Genomic DNA, 20,661 nt, shown 5'->3' with positions numbered 1-20,661 from the left:
CTACGACTCCGTGGCGGACGGGGCCGCGGCGGCTGCCGCCGCCGCACCCTGGCGGCGGCCCTTGCGCACGCCGAAGTAGTACGCGAGCACGCCCGCGCCCAGCGCCGCCTGGAGGGCGAACAGCGCCGACTCGATCTCCGCCGACGGGGGTTCGTACAGCGGGGAGAACCAGGGCTCGTAGTCCGGGCGCAGCTCGGTGATGGCCGCCTCCGCCTGCGCGTCGGCGCCCGTGAACGGCTCTTCCTTGCCCTCGCCGAGCCCCAGCGCGAGCGGGAGCACGGCCAGCGCCGCCACCAGGAACAGCAGCAGCGTGTTGATCTTCGCGTTCCTGGTCATCAGGCCGTCGCCTCCTGCTTCGTCTTGCCGGAGGTGAGCTTCGCGACACCCAGACGGACCAGGTCCGAACGGCTCGACCGCATCAGCAGCCGCATCACGAGGACGGTCAGCAGCCCCTCGCTCACCGCGAGCGGGAGCTGGGTGACGGCGAAGATCCCGCCGAACTTCCCGAGCGAGCCGAGGAAGCCCGTACCCGGGTCCGGGAAGGCCAGCGCCAGCTGCACCGAGGTCACGCAGTAGGTGACCAGATCGGCGAAGAAGGCCCCGAAGAAGACGGTCACCATCAGCGGAACGTCGAGGCGGCGCAGCAGCCGGTAGACCCCGTAGCCCGCCCACGGTCCGGCGATGGCCATCGAGAAGACGTTGGCGCCGAGGGTGGTCAGCCCGCCGTGCGCCAGCAGCAGCGCCTGGAAGAGCAGGGTGATCGTGCCCAGCACCGCCATGATCGGCGGCCGGAAGAGGATGGCCCCGAGCCCGGTGCCGGTCGGGTGCGAGCAACTGCCCGTCACAGAAGGGATCTTCAGTGCGGACAGGACGAAAGTGAACGCTCCGGACGCCCCGAGCAGCAGCGTGCTCTCCGGATTCTCCTTCACCTCACGGGTGAGGGCGCGGACACCGTGTACGACAAAGGGGGCGGACGCGGCGCCCCAGGCGACCGCGTGCAAAGGGGGTAGGAACCCCTCGGCTATATGCATGAGTGGGGAAGACCTCTCCAGCACCTCGTGGATGGACAGCGCGCCCCGGCCGGTCTCCTGGCTCACGGGTGCCGACGTCCGGGCTCCGCCTTCCCGGGGCCGTGCGGTCTCCCGCGCGGGCCCAGTGGCTTCCCGCTGGGGGGAACTCCCCCAGCTACCGCTGGGGGTACCCCCACCCTGACGCAGTCTGGGGGAGAGTGGAGCCGGACTTCCCGATCACAGTGGCGAGGGCCGCACCGGTTTCCCACCGGTTTCCCGAACACCAAGGCCCACTGACCCTATCCCGGATGGGTGCGGCTCGGTGGCGGCGCCTCCCGGCCTTGGCCACGCTGGGGGAGTGGCTGCCGAAAACGACACAGCGAACCGTCCGAACTACGCGAACCTCTCCGCCGTCTACGTGAACTGCACGCTCAAGCGTTCGCCGGAGACCAGCAACACCGAGGGCCTGATCGCCAAGAGCCGGGCCGTCATGGAATCGGCCGGGGCCCGCACCTCGCTCATCCGCGCCGTCGACCACGACATCGCGACCGGCGTCTGGCCGGACATGACCGAGCACGGCTGGGAGAGCGACCAGTGGCCGGTGCTGTACAGCCAGATCATGGACGCCGACATCCTCGTGCTCTGCGGCCCGATCTGGCTCGGCGACAACAGCTCCGTCATGAAGCAGGTCATCGAACGGCTCTACGCCTGCTCCTCGCTCCTGAACGAGCAGGGCCAGTACGCCTACTACGGGCGGGTCGGCGGCGCGCTCATCACCGGCAACGAGGACGGCGTCAAGCACTGCGCCATGAACATCCTCTACAGCCTCCAGCACCTCGGCTACGTGATCCCGCCGCAGGCCGACGCCGGCTGGATCGGCGAGGCCGGACCCGGGCCGTCCTACCTCGACCCGGGCTCGGGCGGCCCCGAGAACGACTTCACCAACCGCAACACCGCCTTCATGTCGTGGAACCTCATGCACCTGGCCGCCCTGCTCAAGGGCGCGGGCGGCATCCCGGCGCACGGCAACCAGCGCTCCCTGTGGGACGCCGGCTGCCGCTTCGACTTCCCGAACCCCGAACACCGGTAGAGGGGTTCGGCGGGCCTGTTCAGCGGGCGATGTCCACGACGAACCGCTCCGGCGAGTGCAGGGTGAAGGCGCGGTAGTAGGGGAGCGTGTCGAAGGCGGCGCCGAAGGTCACGTACCCCTCGAAGTCGCCGGTCAGTGCGATGCCCTTGAGCTTGGGCAGGTTGATCTGCCGCAGCTTGGGCCCGAGGTAGACGTTCCCACCGGCGTCGTCGTGGGCGGCGGCGGGGTTGAGGCGGATCTCCAGGAAGTACCTGCCGGGCAGCGGCACGGGCTTGCCGGACCCGTCGTAGATCAGCCGCTGGACGGGAGTGACGGTCGCCGTGGGGACGTACCCCTGCAGGTCGATGACGATCCGGTCGAACGTGGGGTGCCCGGCCCAGCGGGCATTGACCACCAGCGGGGTCTGGGTCTGGGTCTGGGTGCGGAGGCCGGCCGGGGCGGCAGAGGCCGGAGCGGCGAAGGCGAGTGTTGCGGTGAGCAGGGCGCCGGAGGCCAGGGCCACGATCCGGCGGAAACGTCGGTGGATCATGACGTCCCCTCGATTCTCCTGAGACGGGGACTTGCGACACCGACTAGGACGCCCGTTGCGGATGCCCCGGTTCCGCAACGACGGCAAAGAAAACGGCGGCAAGGAAAAGGAGGGGCCCGGCGCGCACGCCGGGCCCCTCCTCCACACCTATCGCGACCGCGTCAGCACTCGATGACGTTGACCGCGAGGCCGCCGCGGGCCGTCTCCTTGTACTTGACCTTCATGTCGGCGCCGGTCTCCTTCATGGTCTTGATGACCTTGTCGAGGGAGACCTTGTGGCTGCCGTCGCCGCGCATCGCCATCTTCGCCGCGGTGACGGCCTTGACCGCCGCCATGCCGTTGCGCTCGATGCACGGGATCTGCACGAGCCCGCCGACCGGGTCGCAGGTCAGGCCCAGGTTGTGCTCCATGCCGATCTCGGCCGCGTTCTCGACCTGCTCCGGGGTGCCGCCCAGGACCTCCGCGAGGGCGCCGGCCGCCATCGAGCAGGCCGAGCCCACCTCGCCCTGGCAGCCGACCTCGGCGCCGGAGATGGAGGCGTTCTCCTTGAAGAGCATGCCGATCGCGCCCGCCGCGAGGAGGAAGCGGACGACGCCGTCCTCGTCCGCGCCCGGCACGAAGTTCGTGTAGTAGTGCAGGACCGCCGGCAGGACGCCCGCCGCGCCGTTGGTCGGGGCGGTCACGACCCGGCCGCCGGCCGCGTTCTCCTCGTTGACCGCCATCGCGTAGATCGTCGTCCACTCGCTGCGGTGCATCATCGGGTCGCCCTCGGTGCGCAGCTGGCGCGCCGTGGAGGCGGCCCGCCGCTTGACCCGCAGCCCGCCGGGGAGGATGCCCTCGCGGGACATGCCGCGCGCGACGCAGGACTGCATGACGCGCCAGATCTCCAGGAGGCCCTCGCGGATCTCCTCCTCCGTGCGCCAGGCCTTCTCGTTCTCCAGCATCAGCGAGGAGATCGACAGGCCGGTCTCGTTCGCGAGGCGCAGCATCTCGTCGCCGGAGCGGAAGGGGTACTTCAGCACGGTGTCGTCGAGCTTGATCCGGTCCTCGCCGACCGCGTCCTCGTCCACGACGAAACCGCCGCCGACCGAGTAGTACGTCTTCTCCAGCAGCGGGGCGCCGGCCTCGTCGTACGCGAAGAGCGTCATGCCGTTCGCGTGGTACGGCAGCGAGCGCCGACGGTGCAGGATCAGCTGGTTCGGCTCGTCGAAGGCGATCTCGTGGCCATCGCCTATCTCGGCGCCCAGCAGCCGCAGCCGGCCGCTCTTGCGGATCCGCTCCACCTCGTCGTCCGCCGTCTCCACGTTCACCGTGCGCGGGGAGTGGCCCTCCAGACCCAGCAGAACCGCCTTGGGGGTGCCGTGGCCGTGGCCGGTCGCACCCAGGGAGCCGAACAGCTCGGCGCGTACGGACGCGGTCTGGGCGAGGACACCGTCCTTCTTCAGCCGCGTCACGAACATGCGCGCCGCGCGCATCGGACCGACCGTGTGGGAGGAGGACGGGCCGATGCCGATGGAGAAGAGGTCGAAGACGGAGATGGCCACTGGCGGACTCCCTTGTCTGCTCGTGGGGTGGGAGGGGGCAGGAGAGGTGTAATGCGGATTTTGTCCGGCAGGCGAGCTTATCGCGGTGAGGTGAACGGCTCGTCTGCCGGACGACGTGGGAAGGATTACGTGGACGGGTCAGGCGGGTACCGGCTCACGCTCCGGAGCCGTTGCCTCGCCCCGCGCGGCCGTGTCGGTGTCGAGGACCGGGTCGGGGCCGGGCAGGCCCGCGTGGTGGGCCTTGACGCCCGCCCGCACGGCCCAGAAGTACGTACCGAGGGACATGGCCGCCACCAGGGCGATGTCCAGGCCGCCCGGGATGGCCCCGCGGCCGCCGAAGTCGGCGGAGCCGAGCCAGGAGAGCAGGGACAGGGCGCCGAGGAAGAACACGATCCACCAGGCGGGGGCGAACTGGCGCGCCAGGTTTGTGGATGTCCCGGCCTGCTCGCCCTTGCGGGAGAGCACGAGCGCCGCGATCGGGGCGGCCGGCAGGGTCAGGGCGGTGACGATGCCGGTGTTCGGCCACCTCGACCAGTACAGCGCGCAGGCCGCGAAGACGAAGGTCAGCGGGCACAGGACCTTCGCCGCCGGGAGGCGGAACGGGCGGGGCAGGTCGGGCTTCGTGCGGCGGAAGACGCCCACCGCGATCGGGCCGATCAGGTACGAGATCACCATGGCGGCCGAGATGATCGGAGCCAGGGTCTTCCAGCTGTGGCCGACGGTGACCAGCAGCAGCACCGAGAAGCCGAGGTTCATCCACATCGCCGGGCGCGCGGTTCCGTAGACGGGGTGGGTCCGGGCGAGCCTCTTCGGGAAGAAGCCGGTCTCGGAGAGGTTCCGGACCATGTAGGCGGCCGAGGCCACGTTGGCGATGTTGGAGCCGGCGGGGGATATGAACGCGCCGAACTGGAGCATCACCACGACCCAGTGGATCATCAGCAGCTTGGCGAGCTCGGCGAACGGCGAGTTGAAGTTCACGCCCGACCAGCCGCCGGCCTGCGCCAGGTGCTCCGGCGGTACGGAGCCCAGGAAGGCCGCCTGGAGGGCGAGGTAGATGACCAGGCCCAGGGAGAGCGCGCCGGCCAGGGCGATCGGGATGGCCCGGCCCGGGTTCTTGGCGGCGCCGCCGAGGTTCACGACGGCCTGGAAGCCGTTGAAGGCGAAGACCACGCCGGAGGTGGTGACGGCGGTCAGGACGGCGGCCGCGCCGTTCGGCGCGAAGCCTCCGTGGGCGGTGAAGTTGTCGGTGTGGAAGCCGGAGGCGATGAGCGCGACGACGGCCAGCACCGGGATCGCGAACTTGACCAGGGTGAGGAGGGAGTTGATCTTCGCCGGCAACTGGACCGACCAGTAGCAGGACAGCCACAGCAGGACGGTGAGGACCAGCGCCACGCACATGCCGAAGGCGGTCAGCTGGTGGGACCGGGCGTCCACCAGGTCCTCGGCCCAGCCGAAGCTCCAGGAGGACATGTACTGGGTGGCCGCGATCGACTCGATCGGGATCAGCGAGGCGACCGCGATCCACACCGCCCAGCCGGTGATGAAGCCGAGCACCGGCCCGTGCGAGATGGAGCCGTAGCGGGCCATGCCGCCGGGGATCGGGTAGGCCGCGCCGACCTCCGCGTACGACATGGCGATCATGCCGATGAAGACCGCGCCGATGACCCAGGCCACGAGCGCCGCCGGTCCGGCCACCTGGGCCGCCGTACCGGCGCCGAAGAGCCAGCCCGATCCGAAGATCGAACCTATGCCGATCATGACCAGCGCGAAGAGACTGAGTCCCTTCTTGTTCGCTGCGCTCATGTCCATGGGGTCGTTTCCGTCCTGCCAGGGGATGCGGTGAGTCTCTTATGCGGAGCCTATTTGCCAATTTTTGGTGGATTCAGTGGCAATGGGCCGCATCCGCCTGGGGCTTTGGTCATGAGAAGGGCCCGACCCTGTGCAAAACAAGGCCGGGCCCTTCTCAGGCCGTTGCCTAGAGCGACGGGTACAGCGGGAACTTCGCGGCGAGCGCGGAGACGCGCGCCTTCAGGCCCTCGCTGTCGTAGGCCGGCTTCAGCGCGGCCGCGATGATCTCGGCGACCTCGGTGAAGTCCTCGGCGCCGAAACCGCGCGTGGCCAGGGCCGGCGTACCGATCCGCAGACCCGAGGTGACCATCGGCGGCCGCGGGTCGTTCGGGATGGCGTTGCGGTTGACCGTGATGCCGATCTCGTGGAGCCGGTCCTCGGCCTGCTGGCCGTCCAGCTCGGAGTTGCGCAGGTCGACCAGGACCAGGTGCACGTCCGTGCCGCCGGAGAGGACGGAGACGCCGACCTCGGTGACGTCCGACTGCACCAGGCGCTCGGCGATGATCTTCGCGCCCTCAAGGGTGCGCACCTGGCGCTCCTTGAACTCCTCCGAGGCCGCGACCTTGAAGGAGACGGCCTTGGCCGCGATCACGTGCTCCAGCGGGCCGCCCTGCTGACCCGGGAAGACCGCGGAGTTGATCTTCTTGGCCAGCTCCTGCGTCGACAGGATGACACCGCCGCGCGGACCACCGAGGGTCTTGTGCGTGGTGGTGGTGACGACGTGGGCGTGCGGCACCGGGTTCGGGTGCAGACCCGCGGCGACCAGGCCGGCGAAGTGCGCCATGTCGACCATCAGGTACGCGCCGACCTCGTCCGCGATGCGGCGGAAGGCGGCGAAGTCCAGCTGGCGCGGGTAGGCGGACCAGCCGGCGACGATCAGCTGCGGCTTGGACTCCTTGGCGAGGCGCTCGACCTCGGCCATGTCCACCTGGCCGGTCTCGTCGACGTGGTACGGGACCACGTTGTAGAGCTTGCCGGAGAAGTTGATCTTCATGCCGTGGGTCAGGTGACCACCGTGGGCCAGGTTCAGGCCCATGATCGTGTCGCCCGGCTTCAGCAGCGCGAACATCGCCGCCGCGTTCGCCTGCGCACCCGAGTGCGGCTGCACGTTCGCGGCCTCGGCGCCGAACAGCGCCTTGATCCGGTCGATCGCGATCTGCTCGACGACGTCGACGTGCTCGCAGCCACCGTAGTAGCGGCGGCCCGGGTAGCCCTCGGCGTACTTGTTGGTCAGGACCGAGCCCTGGGCCTCCATGACGGCGACCGGAGCGAAGTTCTCCGACGCGATCATTTCCAGGGTCGACTGCTGGCGCACGAGCTCGGCGTCGACGGCTGCGGCGACATCGGGGTCGAGTTCGTGAAGAGGGGTGTTCAGTACGGACATCAGGATCCCCTGGGGTCAGTTACCGGCGGTGAGAGCGGTGTACTCGTCGAAGGAGAGCACGTCCTTGGGCTCCTCCGAGATGCGCACCTTGAACAGCCAGCCGCCCTCGAACGGAGCGGAGTTCACCAGCGACGGGTCGTCGACGACGTCCTGGTTGGCCTCGACGACCTCACCGGAGACGGGGGAGTACAGGTCGCTGACCGACTTCGTCGACTCCAGCTCGCCACAGGTCTCGCCCTCGGTGACGGTCTCGCCGACCTCGGGGAGCTGGGCGTAGACGACGTCACCGAGCGCGTTGGCCGCGAACTCCGTGATGCCGACCGTCGCGACGCCGTCCTCGACGTCCGACAGCCACTCGTGCTCCTTGGTGTAACGCAGCTGCTGGGGGGTGCTCATGGCCTGATTCTCCTGGATGCGGGGGAGTGGAAACGAACGGTGGTCTTGGGTACTGCGATGTCGCCGCACGGGGCACCCGGGCGGCAGGCCTGACTACAAGGACTACTTCTGCCGCTTGTAGAACGGCAGAGCGACGACCTCGTACGGCTCATGCGTACCGCGAATGTCGACGCCGACGCCGGAGGTGCCGGGCGCGGCGTGCGCCGCGTCGACGTACGCCATCGCGATCGGCTTGCCCAGCGTCGGGGACGGGGCGCCGGAGGTGACCTCGCCGATGACCTGGCCGTCGGCGACAACCGGGAAGCCGGCGCGCGGGACGCGGCGGCCCTCGGCGATCAGGCCGACCAGCTTGCGCGGCGGGTTGGTGGCGGCGCGCTCGGCGGCGGCCTCCAGGGCGGCGCGGCCGACGAAGTCCCCCTCCTTCTCGAACTTCACGACCCGGCCCAGCCCCGCGTCGAACGGGGTGAGGGAGGTGGTCAGCTCGTGCCCGTACAGCGGCATGCCCGCCTCCAGGCGCAGCGTGTCGCGGCAGGACAGGCCGGCCGGGACCAGGCCGACGCCCTCGCCGGCCTTGGTCAGCGCCTGCCACAGCTCCACGGCGTGCTCGGGGGAGACGAACAGCTCGAAGCCGTCCTCGCCCGTGTAGCCCGTACGCGCGATCAGCGCGGGCACGCCCGCGACGGTGCCCGGCAGGCCGGCGTAGTACTTCAGCCCGTCCAGGTCGGCGTCGGTGAGGGAGGCGAGGATGCCGGGGGACTCCGGGCCCTGCACCGCGATCAGCGCGTACGCGTCACGGTCGTCGCGGACCTCGGTGTCGAAACCGGCGGCGCGCTCGGTCAGGGCGTCGAGGACGACCTGGGCGTTGGAGGCGTTCGCGACGACCATGTACTCGGTCTCGCCGAGGCGGTAGACGATCAGGTCGTCGACGATGCCGCCGTCTTCCTGGCAGATGTGCGTGTAGCGGGCACGGCCGACGCCGACGGTGGAGATGTTCCCGACCAGCGCGTAGTCCAGGGCCTTGACGGCCTCCGGGCCGGTCAGGGTGATCTCACCCATGTGCGAGAGGTCGAAGAGACCGGCCTTGGTGCGGACGGCGTTGTGCTCGTCGCGCTCGCTGGCGTACCGCAGGGGCATGTCCCAGCCCGCGAAGTCGGTCATGGTCGCACCGAGGGAACGGTGCAGCGCATCGAGGGCGGTCAGGCGGGGGGCAGTGCTCATGGGTGTGGCTCCCGGGTCCCAGGGCATGACATGACGAGGAGAGGTCCTCCCCATCTGTCATCGGAACCTGAGAGGTTCGCCGAGAGTTCCTGAAGATTCAGGGATCTCCGGCTTGCACCTTGGGTGGAGCTGCCGAGCAGCTCGCTTTTCAGATCTGCCTCATCCACGCGGTACGGGGCCTGAGAGATTCAAGGGAGGTTCTTGCTCCTTCGGCGCCCAAGCACGGCCTTGCGGCGTGCCGGGACTCTCCCGCGCGGATTCAAGCGGCCGGTATGCAGTTGGTGATGCGGTTGGTCCAGATGGCGCACATCATTGCACGCCATGGTGGTGATCGGGCGGGCGGGCCCGAAAGATCGTGCGGGTGTCCAAGGGGCGGACCGGGGCGGACCGGAACCGGGACTGCCGGATTACCGTCTCTTTACACTCAGGGGGCAAGGGTCCTGGTGACCCGATTCGGGGGAGGCGAACACTGTGCGGAGATTCGTAGGTGTGGCGGCGGCCGCGGGCACCGTGGGTTCGGTACCGGCGCAGCGAGGCGGCGGTGGTGTGACGCGTGCGCGCGGGCACGAGGCCGGACCCGTACGCGACCTGCGCGGGCCCGGCGTACGGGGCCCGCAGCGGCTCCGCTTCGCCGAGGGCGACATCGTGGTCGTGTCCGGCCTGCCGGGCGGCGGCAAGAGCACGCTGATCAAGCGGGCCGCGGCCGAGGGCGGCGCCATCGACTCCCAGGACGCCCGCGAGCGCTGGGAACACCGGATGCCGGGGGCGCTGCCGTACGCGGTGTACCGGCCGCTGGTGCGGGCCGCGCACTACTGGGGGCTGTGGCGCACGCTGCGCTCCGGGCGCTCCGTCGTCGTCCACGACTGCGGTACGCAGAGCTGGGTCCGGGCGCTGCTCGCGGCGGCCGCGCGGCGGCGGGGGCGTTCGCTGCACCTGCTCCTCCTGGACAGCAGCCCCGAGGAGGCGCTGTCCGGCCAGGCGGCGCGGGGGCGGCGCGTGTCGGCGTACGCCTTCGCCCGACACCGGGGGGCGGTGACCCGCCTCCTCCGCGAAGCGGAATCCGGCCGGCCGCCTGCGGGGTGCGCGTCGGCCACCCTCCTGGACCGCCGCTCCGCTGCCGCGGTGGCCCGGATCGCGTTCCACCCGTAACCGCCGGGGGCCCTGCCCCCGCACCCCCGCGCCTCAAACGCCGGCGGGGCTGGATATGCCGCTTGCGCGGCATCCGGGGCGCCGCCCCGGCCCCCGCGCCTCAAACGCCGGCGAGGCTGGAATTGCCCTGCGGGCAATCCAAGCCCGCCTGGGCGCAGGGTTGCGCTGCGGCGCGCACTTGCAGGCCGACGCCGGCCAATTCCAGCCCCGCCGGCGTTTGAGGCGCGGGTCCGGGCAGAGCCCGGCAGCGGCGCCGCACGTGAGCGCGGACAGCAACCCGGCGGAGCCCCGGCGGCGGGGCCGGGCCCAGGGCCGATAGCCTCGGCACGACATCGGCGGGATCACGGAGGCACGGGACATGCACAGCGGCGGTGGTTGGCCGGGGAATGAGCTGGAGCAGGTGCTCGGGGCGGCGCTCGGGCAGCCGGACGCCGGCGGGCGGATCCTGGAGGTGCTCGGGCGGAGCCAGCTGTGGGTGCCGCTCCCCGCCGGCGCGGGCACCGAGCAGGGCGGAGCCGAGGGGCTGACCCTGCCCACCATGGACATCGGCGGAGCCGCGTACGTCCCGGTGTACAGCTCCGAGGCCCAGTTCCTCGCCTGCGTCGGCCCCGGCATGGACTTCGCGGTGGCCCCCGCCGTCGAGTTCGCCCGCGGCCTCCCCCCGCAGCTCGGCATCGCGCTCAACCCCGAGGGCGCCGTCGGCGTGCCCCTCCCCCCGCCCGCCGTCGCGGAGCTCTGCCGCACCGGCCGGACCCCCCTCGACGGCCCCGCCGCCGGCGGCCGTGTGCGGCTCTACGAGCCGGACTGGCAGGAGGACCCGGTGGACTTCCTGGCCGCAGCCGCCGAGGAGTTCCGCGGCACCGGTGTGGTCTCGGCCGCGTACCGTTGCCTCGCGAGCATCGAGGGCGGGGAGCCGCAGCTGTTCATCGGTGTCCGCCTGGTGGGATGGGAGCCCGAGACCCGCAACGCCCCGATGGACGCCCTCGGCCGGGCCCTGACCCGCGTACCGCCGCCCTGGCCGGTGCAGTTGATCCTGCTGGACGCCGCCGAAGACCCGGTCACGGACTGGATTCGTGAGCGCGTACGCCCCTTCTACCTCCCGTAGGGCCGCTTAAGCTGTTCACGCGTTGACGTCGGGCGGATGCAGAGACGAGGAGGGGTACCGGGTGAGTGCGTCAGGCACGGCCGCGGCCGGGCAGGTCGAGCACATGCTGCGCCAGGTGACTCCCGGGCGCTACGAGAGCTACGAGTCGCTTCTGCACGCCCTCTCCGAGGGCCGGCTGTGGATGCTGCTGTGGCAGGGGCAGCCGGGCTCCCCGGACGCCCAGTACGGCGGCATGGAGGTCGAGGGCCTCGGGTACGCGCCCTGTGTGACCTCCCCGCAGGAGCTGGCCGCCAGCGGCTGGAACCGGGGCTACGAGGTGGTCACCGGCCGGGACATCGCCCGGGCGCTCTACCCCGACCGCTGGGGCCTGTGGCTGAACCCGCACGCCCAGGGCGGCGGCCTCGGCGTGCCGTGGGCGGACCTGCGCCGGATCGCCACCGGCCTGGACCGGATGCCGGCCGGCCCGTTGCGGCTGTCCGAGCCCGCCATCGAGCTCCCGCAGTTCTACGGGCTGCTGACCCAGCACGCCCACCGGACGCCGGCCGTGCGCTCGCTCCGCCGCGCGTGGGTGCAGCCGGCGCTCGGGTCCCCGTACCTCGCGGTGGGGCTCGACCTGTACGACGCCTCCGCGCCCGCGCTGGAGTCCGTACGGGAGATGATGCGCCAGTCGGTCGGCGTCGTCCCCGAGGGCGTACCGGTGTGCACGGTGGCGCTCGCCGACGAGCACGACCCCGTCGCGATGTGGCTGCGCGCGCAGACCCGCCCCTTCTACGACCGCGAGGGCCAGGCACCCGCGTACTGACCGGACGGCTGCCTACCGGCGCGTAGGACCTCGATTTCCGGACATCCACATATTGAGACATCCGTCTCGAAGGCCGCACCGAACCCATCGGTGCGGCCTTCGTCATATCCACCGAATCCACCCAAGTTCCTTGCCTGAAATGGCAGTTGGGTGGGATGTCCGTTCCGCGACGAACGGGCGGTGTTTCACCGCTCAACAGGGCCTGTCGTTCGGATAACGGAAGGTGTCGACGCAGATCACGGTTGCGCATCACATCCCCGGCAGGTCTGGCGGCCGATTGAGTGACCGATGAAGACTCCCCACCCAAGAGCCGGGTCAGTCCTGAAAGACCGGCTGGGCACGTGCACTTCGCTTGTCGTTCCACATGGCACTTCCTGCACTTCACACGCGTCCTGTGTATCCCACGCACTCCGAGCGCCACTCCGCACCAACGCCGCCACAGCGGCGGGCATGGGCCGGCAAACCCGTCGGCCGAGAGGGGTCCCCACCACGATGACGGCACCACTGCACGACACGAGCGCGGAAACACCCGCTCCCGTGTCCGTAGCCGACGTCCCTGCCAAGGCCATCGAAGGCCGCTCGCCCGGCCGCATCGCCTGGATGCGGCTCAAGCGCGACAAAGTCGCGCTGACCGGCGGCGTGGTCGTGATCCTCCTGATCCTGGTGGCGGTTTTCGCGCCGCAGATCGTGAGCCTGCTGGGCCACCCGCCCAACGAGTTCCACGAGGACCTGATCGACCCGGACCTCGGCACGCCGATCGGCTCCTTCGGCGGCATGAGCTCCGACTTCCTGCTGGGCGTCGAACCCACCAACGGGCGCGACGTGTTCAGCCGGATCGTCTACGGGGCCCGGATCTCCCTGGTCGTCGCCTTCCTGGCGGCCTTCGTGTCGGTCATCATCGGCAGCCTGCTCGGAGCCCTCGCCGGGTTCCTCGGCGGCTGGGTCGACGGCGTCATCAGCCGCACGATGGACCTGCTGCTGGCCTTCCCGCAGCTGCTGTTCACCATCGCCCTGGTCTCTGTGGTTCCCAACTCCCTCTGGGGGTTCGAGGGTTCAGGTGTCCGCATGGGCGTACTGATCATCGTGATCGGCTTCTTCGGGTGGCCGTACATCGGCCGCATCGTCCGGGGCCAGACGATCTCCCTGCGGGAACGCGAGTACGTCGAGGCCGCTCGCAGCCTCGGCGCCGGGCGCGGCTACATCCTGATCAAGGAGCTGCTGCCCAACCTGGTCGCCCCGATCCTCGTCTACTCGACGCTGATCATCCCGACCAACATCCTGACGGAGGCGGCCCTCAGCTTCCTCGGAGCCGGCGTCAAGCCGCCGACGGCCTCCTGGGGAAAGATGCTGTCCGACGCCATCCCCATCTACCAGGACGACCCCGCGTACATGGTGGTCCCCGGTATCACGATCTTCATCACCGTCCTGGCGTTCAACCTCTTCGGGGACGGGCTGCGTGACGCACTCGACCCCAAGGGCAGCTGAACCGCTCAACGATTCACCCACCTATGGAGGTTGGACAACCGTGATCCGCAGAAAGCAGGCACTCGCGATCACCGCCGTGATCGCCGCCCTGTCGCTGACCGCCGCGTGCGGTGGCGATGACGGCAAGAAGACCGAGGGGAAGGGCGGCGCGGGCGCCGCCGCGTTCAACGCCGCCACCACCGGCGTCGTGAACCCGTCGACCACCAAGGGCGGCGAGCTCAAGCTCTGGTCGCCGCAGGACGTCGACTACCTCGACCCGGCGCGTGCCTACTACGGCTTCGTGTGGAACATGCAGCGCCTCTACATCCGCCAGCTGCTCGCGTACGACAGCAAGCCGGGCGAGGCGGGCACCAAGCTGGTCCCGGACCTCGCCGAGGCCCTGCCGGTCCTGAGCAACGACGGCAAGACGTACACCGTCAAGATCAAGGACGGCGTGAAGTTCGAGGACGGTACGCCGATCACCTCGAAGGACTTCAAGTACGGCATCGAGCGCGTCTTCGCGCAGGACGTGCTGTCCGGCGGTCCCACGTACCTGATCGACCTGCTCGACCAGGGCCAGAAGTACCCCGGCCCGTACAAGGACACCGACCCCAACAAGATGGGTCTGAAGTCCGTCGAGACGCCGGACGACAAGACGATCGTCTTCAACCTGGCGAGCGCGAACTCCGACTTCAGCTACCTGCTGGCCATGCCGTCCTCCTCGCCGGTCCCGGCGAGCAAGGACGAGGGCGCCACGTACACCAACAAGCCGGTCTCCACCGGTCCGTACAAGGTCGAGAGCTTCACCGCGGGCAAGGGCGCGACCTTCGTCCGCAACGAGAACTGGGACCCGAAGACGGACACGATCCGCACGGGTCTGCCGGACAAGGTCTCCTTCACGGTGACGACCAACCCGGACGACATGGACCAGCGCCTGCTGTCGGGCGACATCGACCTCGCGGTCGACGGCACCGGCATGCAGCAGGCCGGCAAGAACAAGGTCCTCAAGGACGAGGAGCTCAAGAAGAACGCGGACAACCCGTTCACGGGCTACATCCGCTACTTCGCCTTCCCGCAGACGGTCGCGCCGTTCGACAACATCGAGTGCCGCAAGGCCGTCATCTACGCGGCCGACCCGAAGTCCCTGCAGACCGCCCGCGGCGGCCCGACCAGCGGTGACCTCGGCGCCAACATGCTGCCGCCCGGCATCCCCGGCTCCGACAAGTCGTACGACCCCTACGGTCTGACGAAGGGCGAGCCGCAGGAGGCCAAGGCCAAGGAGGCCCTCAAGGCCTGTGGCAAGCCCGACGGCTTCGAGACCACCATCGCCGTGCGCAACAACCGCGCCCCCGAGGTGAAGTCCGCCGAGTCCCTGCAGGCGGCCCTCGCCAAGGTCGGCATCAAGGCGACGATCGACCAGTACGACGGCAAGCTCTCCTCCTCCACGATCGGCTCGCCCGAGAACGTGAAGAAGAAGAACTACGGCATCATCGTCATGGGCTGGGGTGCCGACTACAACTCCGGCGCCGGCTTCCTGCAGCCGCTGGTCGACGGATCGTTCATCCTGCCGAACGGCAACAACAACTACACGATGCTCGACGACCCCGAGGTCAACGGGCTCTTCGACAAGGCCGCTGCCGCCGCCACGCCCGAGGCCGCAGCCCCGTTCTACACGGACATCAACAAGAAGATCATGGAGAAGGCTCTCTACCTCCCGATCAACTTCGACAAGGCCTTCGTGTACCACAACCCCCGCCTGACCAACGTCTACTTCAACGACTCGTTGGGCAAGATCGACCTCGCGGTCGTCGGCGTCACCAAGTAACCGCAGGCCCAGCAAAAGCACCTAAGTAAGTGCCTTCACCGCACATGCGCTAGTCCGAAGGGCAGGTGAAGGCCGCAGGCGGTGGCCGCCGTCCCCACAAGGGACGGCGGCCACCCGCCCCGGGCGGCCGACTGCAGTGCTCGTCTACCTCATACGGCGGCTGTTCAATGTCGTCGCAACGCTGCTGGTGGTCTCCGTGGTCACCTTCGGCATCTTCTTCGCGGTCCCGAAGCTGACCGGCAGCGATCCCGCACTGATGTACGCGGGACGCGAGACCAACGAGACCGCCCTGGCGGGCATCCGCGTGAAGATGGGCTTCGACAAGCCCATCTCCGAGCAGTACCTGCTCTTCCTCAAGGGCATCTTCGCCGGCCGCGACTACGACGGCGGCACGGATGTCACGCACTGCGCGGCGCCTTGCTTCGGCTACTCCTTCAAGACCGAGGCGCCCGTCTGGGAGACCATGCTCGACCGGATGCCGGTCACCCTCTCGCTCGCCCTCGGGGCGGCCGTGATCTGGGTGATCGCCGGTGTGGCCACCGGCGTGGTCTCGGCGCTCAAGCGCCGCACCGCCATCGACCGCACCGTCATGGTCGGCGCGCTCGCCGGCGTCTCCCTGCCGATCTTCTTCACCGGCATGGTGGCCCCCGCGATCTTCGTCTACGGCCTCGGCTGGTTGGAGGTCTCCAACTACAAACCTCTGACCGAGGATCCGGTGGCCTGGCTCAACAGCATGATCCTCCCCTGGGTCACGCTCGCCTTCCTCTTCGCCGCCACCTACGCCCGCATCACCCGCGCCACGATGCTGGAGGTCCTCGGCGAGGACTACATCCGTACGGCCCGTGCCAAGGGGCTCAAGGAGGGTGTGGTCATCCGCAAGCACGCCCTGCGCTCCACCCTGACCCCGATCGTCACCATGTTCGGCCTCGACCTGGGCGGACTGCTCGGCGGCGCGGTGCTCACCGAGACGACCTTCAACTTCCAGGGCCTGGGAACGGCCGCCGTGGCGGCGATCAGCGCCGGCGACCTCCCGGTGATCATGGGAGTCACCCTGCTCGCCGCGCTCTTCGTGGTGATGGCCAACCTGATCGTGGACCTGCTGTACGCCGTCATCGACCCGCGCGTGAGGCTGACGTGACCGAGACCCCCGCCTCTTCCTCCGGCACCTCCGGCAAGCCGGCCTTCGTTCCCGAGCAGGCCGGGCCGCGGGACGGAGCGTTCCTCTCCGTACGCGACCTCAAGGTGCACTTCCCGACCGACGACGGACTGGTCAAGTCCGTCGACGGGCTCACCTTCGACCTGGAGCGCGGCAAGACGCTCGGGATCGTCGGCGAGTCCGGATCCGGGAAGTCGGTGACCTCCCTGGCCATCATGGGCCTGCACCGCACCGGCAACGCGCGCAGCCGCCCGCACATCTCGGGCGAGGTGATCCTCGACGGCGAGGAACTCGTCAGCGCCGACGCCGACCGCGTGCGCACGCTCCGCGGCCGCAAGATGGCCATGGTCTTCCAGGACCCGCTCTCCGCGATGCACCCGTACTACTCGGTCGGCGCGCAGATCATCGAGGCCTACCGGACCCACCACGACGTCGACAAGAAGACGGCCCGCAAGCGGGCCGTCGAGATGCTCGACCGCGTGGGCATCCCGGAGCCCCACCGGCGCGTGGACGCGTACCCGCACGAGTTCTCCGGCGGCATGCGCCAGCGCGCGATGATCGCCATGGCGCTGGTCAACAACCCCGAACTGCTCATCGCGGACGAGCCGACCACGGCCCTGGACGTCACCGTCCAGGCGCAGATCCTCGACCTCATCCGGGACCTGCAGAAGGAGTTCGGCTCCGCGGTCATCATGATCACGCACGACCTCGGCGTGGTCGCCGAGATGGCCGACGACCTCCTCGTGATGTACGGCGGCCGCTGCGTCGAGCGGGGCACCGCCGAGAAGGTCTTCTACGAGCCCCGCCACCCGTACACCTGGGGCCTGCTGGGTTCGATGCCGCGCATCGACCGCGAGCAGACCGAGCGCCTCATCCCGGTCAAGGGCTCGCCGCCCAGCCTCATCAACATCCCCAGCGGCTGTGCCTTCAACCCGCGCTGCCCGTACGCCGACGTACCCAAGGGCAACGTGACCCGCACGGTACGGCCGGAGCTCGTCGAGGAGGACGGCAGCCGCCACTGGTCCGCCTGCCACATGTCGCAGGACGAGCGGACCCGGATCTGGACCGAAGAGATTGCGCCGAAGCTGTGACCGAGACGCCCGAAACCAAGAAGACGGACGCGGCCGCCGTCCCCGCACAGGCCACGGACTCGGCCGCCGCTCCCGCTCCCGAGCTGCTGCTCAAGGTCTCCGGCCTGACCAAGCACTTCCCCATCACCAAGGGGCTGTTGCGGCGGCAGGTGGGCGCCGTCAAGGCCGTCGACGGCATCGACTTCGACGTCCGGCGCGGTGAGACCCTCGGCGTGGTCGGCGAGTCCGGCTGCGGCAAGTCCACCATGGGCCGGCTGATCACGCGGCTGCTCGAACCGACCGGCGGAACCGTCGAGTTCGAGGGCAAGGACATCACGCACCTCGGGGTGGCGGGCATGCGCCCGCTGCGCCGCGACGTGCAGATGATCTTCCAGGACCCGTACGGCTCGCTGAACCCGCGCCACACGGTGGGCGCCATCGTCAGCGCGCCGTTCAAGCTCCAGAACGTCACCCCTGAGGGCGGCCTCAAGGCGGAGGTCCAGCGGCTGCTGTCGCTCGTGGGCCTCAACCCCGAGCACTACAACCGCTACCCGCACGAGTTCTCCGGCGGCCAGCGCCAGCGCATCGGCATCGCACGGGCCCTGGCGCTCAACCCGAAGCTCGTGGTGGCCGACGAGCCCGTCTCGGCGCTCGACGTCTCCATCCAGGCCCAGGTGGTCAACCTGCTGGACGACCTCCAGCAGGAGCTCGGCCTCACGTACGTGATCATCGCGCACGACCTGTCGGTCATCCGGCACGTCTCGGACCGCATCGCGGTGATGTACCTCGGCAAGATCGTCGAGCTGGCGGACAACAAGTCGCTGTACGAGGCGCCGATGCACCCGTACACGAATGCCCTGATGTCGGCGGTCCCGGTCCCGGACCCGCGCCGGCGCGGTGCGAAGAGCGGCCGCATCCTGCTCAAGGGCGACGTGCCGTCGCCGATCTCGCCGCCGAGCGGCTGCCGCTTCCACACGCGGTGCTGGAAGGCCACGCAGATCTGCACCACGCAGGAGCCGCCGCTGGTGGCCCTGAAGACGGGCCACCAGGTCGCCTGCCACCACCCGGAGAACGCCCCCGACCAGGCCCCGGGCGACAAGCCCCTCCCGGGCGCGGCCGACGCGGTGGCCAAGATTTCGGAGTAGCGGCCGAAAGGACCGGCGGGGTCGGGGATGCCGTTGGGCAACCCCGACCCCGCCGGGCAGACTCCAGCCCCGCCGGGGGCAACACCAGCCCCGCCGGGCCAAACTCCCGCCTCGGGCCAGGGCAACTCCAGCCCTGCCGGGCCGGCTCCAGCCTCGGCGGGGGGCAAGTTCAGCCTCGCCGGCGTTTGAGGCGCGGGGTCTGGGGCGGAGCCCCAGGGGCCGGGCGCAGCCCGGTCCTCAGGCGGAGCCGCGGCCGACGCGGCCAGGCGTGCCCCCGGCCCGGCATCAGGCGGCCCCCCGTCGGGCGACAATGGCTCGGTGCTCCACGATCTCTTCCCGCCCGGGATCCAGCATGCCCTGGACCTCGCCGGCATCTTCGTCTTCGCCACCGCGGGCGCGCTGCTCGCCGTCCGCAAGAACTTCGACGTCTTCGGCATCGCCGTCCTGGCCCTGGTCACGGCCCTCGGCGGCGGCCTCTTCCGCGACCTCGTCATCGGTGCGACCCCCGCGGCCGCCTTCGGCGAGCTCAGCTTCTTCGTGACCCCGCTGATCGCCGCCGCGATCGTCTTCTTCCTGCACCCCGAGGTCCAGCGGATCAACCGCGCCATCAACGTCTTCGACGCCGCCGGCCTCGCGCTGTTCTGTGTGACGGGCACCACCAAGGCCTACGAGTACGGCCTCGGCCTCACCGCCTCCGCCGCGCTCGGCGTGGCCACCGCCGTCGGCGGCGGCGTCCTGCGCGACGTGCTCGTCAACGAGGTGCCGTCGCTCCTGCGCGACCGGGAGATGTACGCCGTCCCCGCCGTCGTCGGGGCCTCGACCGTGGCGCTCTCCATCGCCTTCGACTCCCTCAACGCCTTCACCACGGGCCTGGCGATCGTCACCACCTTCGTGCTGCGCATCCTGGCCATGCGCTACCACTGGCGGGCCCCGTTGGCCTGGAACCGTCGCTCGTCGGTGGCCGAAGAGCCGTAACCAAACAAAGCTACCGCTTAGTAGCGAGCGGGTGTACCGTCGTTTACATGTCACACGCAGCTGCCAAGGCGTCCATCGGCGACAGCGAGTTCGACCGCGACACCACCGTCACCGCCCGCCCGGGCGAGCCCGGGGTGTACGACGCGGAACTCTCCGCCGGCTGGACGATCATCACCGCCGTGAACGGCGGCTACCTGCTGGCCCTGGTCGGCCGGGCCCTGTCGGCGGCCCTCCCGCACCCGGACCCGTTCACCGTCTCCGCGCACTACCTGACCTCCTCGGTGCCCGGCCCCGCCGTGATCCGCACGCAGGTCGTCCGCGTCGGCCGCACCCTCTCCACCGGCCAGGCCTCGTTGTTCCAGTACGACGAGAGCGGCGCCGAGGTCGAGCGCATCCGCGTCCTCGCCTCCTTCGGCGACCTCGCCTCGCTCCCGGACGACGTCCGCACCACCGCCGTGCCGCCCGTCATGCCGGCGTACGAGGACTGCCTCGGCGCGGAGGCCGGTCCGGCCCCGATCCCCGGCAGCTCGGCGATCGTCGACCGGCTCCGGCTGCGCCTGGACCCGGCGACCGCGGGCTGGGCCGTCGGCGCGCCCTCGGGCAAGGGGGAGATGCGGGCCTGGTTCGAGCTGGCCGACGGCCGCGACGCCGACCCGCTGTCCATGCTCCTCGCGGTGGACGCGCTGCCGCCCACCGTCTTCGACCTGGGCCTGATCGGCTGGGCCCCGACGGTGGAACTCACCACCCACATCCGCCGCCGCCCCGCCCCCGGCCCGCTCCGGGTCTCCATCACCACCCGCAACCTGGCCGGCGGCTTCCTGGAGGAAGACGCCGAGGTCTGGGACTCCGCGAACCAGCTGGTGGCCCAGTCCCGCCAACTGGCCCGCGCCCCGCGCCAGAACTGACCGAGCTGCGCTCGAAAGCGCCGCTGCGCGGCACCTTCGAGCGCAG

19 protein-coding genes and 2 riboswitches are annotated in these 20,661 nt (G+C 70.1%); of the genes, 11 read left to right on the top strand and 8 right to left on the bottom strand.

Annotated elements, in window-relative coordinates:
* A complete protein-coding gene (locus ACFV9H_RS17880) occupies nucleotides 1–336 on the bottom strand; it encodes an energy-coupling factor ABC transporter substrate-binding protein (protein WP_385398886.1) in 336 nt (111 codons plus the stop codon).
* Complete coding sequence (locus ACFV9H_RS17875; RefSeq protein WP_385398884.1) at nucleotides 336–1,031, bottom strand: energy-coupling factor ABC transporter permease; 696 nt, start codon at nucleotides 1,029–1,031, stop codon at nucleotides 336–338. The genes ACFV9H_RS17880 and ACFV9H_RS17875 overlap by 1 nt, the downstream gene beginning before the upstream one ends.
* A 29-nt stretch (nucleotides 1,032–1,060) precedes the next feature.
* Nucleotides 1,061–1,313: riboswitch (cobalamin riboswitch) on the bottom strand.
* A gap of 55 nt (nucleotides 1,314–1,368) precedes the next feature.
* Here ACFV9H_RS17875 and ACFV9H_RS17870 point away from each other — a divergent pair.
* Nucleotides 1,369–2,100 carry a flavodoxin family protein gene (locus ACFV9H_RS17870; protein ID WP_385398882.1) on the top strand — a complete coding sequence of 244 codons (732 nt, stop codon included), beginning with the start codon at nucleotides 1,369–1,371 and terminating at the stop codon, nucleotides 2,098–2,100.
* A gap of 19 nt (nucleotides 2,101–2,119) precedes the next feature.
* Here the strand turns inward: ACFV9H_RS17870 and ACFV9H_RS17865 are convergent, their stop codons facing one another.
* The 6 genes from ACFV9H_RS17865 to gcvT form a co-directional block, all read right to left on the bottom strand.
* Nucleotides 2,120–2,629: a hypothetical protein gene (locus ACFV9H_RS17865; protein WP_385398880.1), complete on the bottom strand. Its 510-nt coding sequence runs from the start codon at nucleotides 2,627–2,629 to the stop codon at nucleotides 2,120–2,122.
* 161 nt (nucleotides 2,630–2,790) lie between these two features.
* Nucleotides 2,791–4,173, bottom strand: coding sequence for an L-serine ammonia-lyase (locus ACFV9H_RS17860; RefSeq protein ID WP_385398877.1), 1,383 nt, complete (start codon nucleotides 4,171–4,173; stop codon nucleotides 2,791–2,793).
* Between the two features lie 138 nt (nucleotides 4,174–4,311).
* Entirely contained in the window at nucleotides 4,312–5,982 is a 1,671-nt protein-coding gene (locus ACFV9H_RS17855) for an APC family permease (RefSeq protein WP_385398874.1), read from the bottom strand.
* A 166-nt stretch (nucleotides 5,983–6,148) separates the two neighbouring features.
* Nucleotides 6,149–7,405 (bottom strand): serine hydroxymethyltransferase, encoded by a 1,257-nt coding sequence (glyA, locus tag ACFV9H_RS17850; protein ID WP_385398872.1) that lies wholly within the window; start codon nucleotides 7,403–7,405, stop codon nucleotides 6,149–6,151.
* A 15-nt stretch (nucleotides 7,406–7,420) separates the two neighbouring features.
* Nucleotides 7,421–7,801: a glycine cleavage system protein GcvH gene (gene gcvH / locus ACFV9H_RS17845; protein ID WP_385398869.1), complete on the bottom strand. Its 381-nt coding sequence runs from the start codon at nucleotides 7,799–7,801 to the stop codon at nucleotides 7,421–7,423.
* A 102-nt stretch (nucleotides 7,802–7,903) separates the two neighbouring features.
* On the bottom strand, nucleotides 7,904–9,019 hold the full coding sequence (gene gcvT, locus ACFV9H_RS17840; RefSeq protein WP_328927773.1) for a glycine cleavage system aminomethyltransferase GcvT: 1,116 nt from the start codon (nucleotides 9,017–9,019) through the stop codon (nucleotides 7,904–7,906).
* Between the two features lie 158 nt (nucleotides 9,020–9,177).
* Nucleotides 9,178–9,281: riboswitch (glycine riboswitch) on the bottom strand.
* 209 nt (nucleotides 9,282–9,490) lie between these two features.
* Here gcvT and ACFV9H_RS17835 point away from each other — a divergent pair.
* The 10 genes from ACFV9H_RS17835 to ACFV9H_RS17790 all read left to right on the top strand — a co-directional run bounded on the left by ACFV9H_RS17835 (nucleotide 9,491) and on the right by ACFV9H_RS17790 (nucleotide 20,615).
* Nucleotides 9,491–10,168, top strand: a complete 678-nt coding sequence (locus tag ACFV9H_RS17835) for an AAA family ATPase (RefSeq protein WP_385398866.1) — start codon at nucleotides 9,491–9,493, stop codon at nucleotides 10,166–10,168.
* 358 nt (nucleotides 10,169–10,526) lie between these two features.
* Entirely contained in the window at nucleotides 10,527–11,273 is a 747-nt protein-coding gene (locus ACFV9H_RS17830; protein WP_385398864.1) for an enhanced serine sensitivity protein SseB, read from the top strand.
* Between the two features lie 61 nt (nucleotides 11,274–11,334).
* Nucleotides 11,335–12,075, top strand: a complete 741-nt coding sequence (locus ACFV9H_RS17825; protein ID WP_385398861.1) for an enhanced serine sensitivity protein SseB C-terminal domain-containing protein — start codon at nucleotides 11,335–11,337, stop codon at nucleotides 12,073–12,075.
* Between the two features lie 492 nt (nucleotides 12,076–12,567).
* Nucleotides 12,568–13,560 carry an ABC transporter permease gene (locus ACFV9H_RS17820; protein ID WP_385398859.1) on the top strand — a complete coding sequence of 331 codons (993 nt, stop codon included), beginning with the start codon at nucleotides 12,568–12,570 and terminating at the stop codon, nucleotides 13,558–13,560.
* A 40-nt stretch (nucleotides 13,561–13,600) separates the two neighbouring features.
* Nucleotides 13,601–15,364 (top strand): ABC transporter substrate-binding protein, encoded by a 1,764-nt coding sequence (locus ACFV9H_RS17815; RefSeq protein WP_385398857.1) that lies wholly within the window; start codon nucleotides 13,601–13,603, stop codon nucleotides 15,362–15,364.
* A 136-nt stretch (nucleotides 15,365–15,500) separates the two neighbouring features.
* Entirely contained in the window at nucleotides 15,501–16,502 is a 1,002-nt protein-coding gene (locus ACFV9H_RS17810) for an ABC transporter permease (RefSeq protein WP_385398855.1), read from the top strand.
* Nucleotides 16,499–17,611: an ABC transporter ATP-binding protein gene (locus tag ACFV9H_RS17805; RefSeq protein ID WP_385398853.1), complete on the top strand. Its 1,113-nt coding sequence runs from the start codon at nucleotides 16,499–16,501 to the stop codon at nucleotides 17,609–17,611. Before ACFV9H_RS17810 ends, ACFV9H_RS17805 begins: the two co-directional genes overlap by 4 nt.
* Entirely contained in the window at nucleotides 17,608–18,735 is a 1,128-nt protein-coding gene (locus ACFV9H_RS17800; protein ID WP_385398850.1) for an ABC transporter ATP-binding protein, read from the top strand. Before ACFV9H_RS17805 ends, ACFV9H_RS17800 begins: the two co-directional genes overlap by 4 nt.
* Before the next feature lie 318 nt (nucleotides 18,736–19,053).
* Nucleotides 19,054–19,710, top strand: coding sequence for a trimeric intracellular cation channel family protein (locus tag ACFV9H_RS17795; protein WP_385398849.1), 657 nt, complete (start codon nucleotides 19,054–19,056; stop codon nucleotides 19,708–19,710).
* A gap of 47 nt (nucleotides 19,711–19,757) precedes the next feature.
* Entirely contained in the window at nucleotides 19,758–20,615 is an 858-nt protein-coding gene (locus ACFV9H_RS17790; RefSeq protein ID WP_385398848.1) for a thioesterase family protein, read from the top strand.
* Nucleotides 20,616–20,661: the final 46 nt, after the last annotated feature.

Source organism: Streptomyces sp. NPDC059874, from assembly GCF_042731135.1.
Taxonomy (GTDB): domain Bacteria; phylum Actinomycetota; class Actinomycetes; order Streptomycetales; family Streptomycetaceae; genus Streptomyces.
This window is presented reverse-complemented; position numbering and strand designations above follow the sequence as displayed.

What these genes read in the sequence shown, in the direction of transcription:
- ACFV9H_RS17880 (WP_385398886.1), bottom strand. Translation starts at nt 336, where the DNA reads ATGACCAGGAACGCGAAGATCAACACGCTGCTGCTGTTCCTGGTGGCG.
- ACFV9H_RS17875 (WP_385398884.1), bottom strand. Translation starts at nt 1,031, where the DNA reads ATGCATATAGCCGAGGGGTTCCTACCCCCTTTGCACGCGGTCGCCTGG.
- ACFV9H_RS17865 (WP_385398880.1), bottom strand. Translation starts at nt 2,629, where the DNA reads ATGATCCACCGACGTTTCCGCCGGATCGTGGCCCTGGCCTCCGGCGCC.
- ACFV9H_RS17855 (WP_385398874.1), bottom strand. Translation starts at nt 5,982, where the DNA reads ATGGACATGAGCGCAGCGAACAAGAAGGGACTCAGTCTCTTCGCGCTG.
- glyA (WP_385398872.1), bottom strand. Translation starts at nt 7,405, where the DNA reads ATGTCCGTACTGAACACCCCTCTTCACGAACTCGACCCCGATGTCGCC.
- gcvH (WP_385398869.1), bottom strand. Translation starts at nt 7,801, where the DNA reads ATGAGCACCCCCCAGCAGCTGCGTTACACCAAGGAGCACGAGTGGCTG.
- gcvT (WP_328927773.1), bottom strand. Translation starts at nt 9,019, where the DNA reads ATGAGCACTGCCCCCCGCCTGACCGCCCTCGATGCGCTGCACCGTTCC.
- ACFV9H_RS17830 (WP_385398864.1), top strand. Translation starts at nt 10,527, where the DNA reads ATGCACAGCGGCGGTGGTTGGCCGGGGAATGAGCTGGAGCAGGTGCTC.
- ACFV9H_RS17820 (WP_385398859.1), top strand. Translation starts at nt 12,568, where the DNA reads ATGACGGCACCACTGCACGACACGAGCGCGGAAACACCCGCTCCCGTG.
- ACFV9H_RS17790 (WP_385398848.1), top strand. Translation starts at nt 19,758, where the DNA reads ATGTCACACGCAGCTGCCAAGGCGTCCATCGGCGACAGCGAGTTCGAC.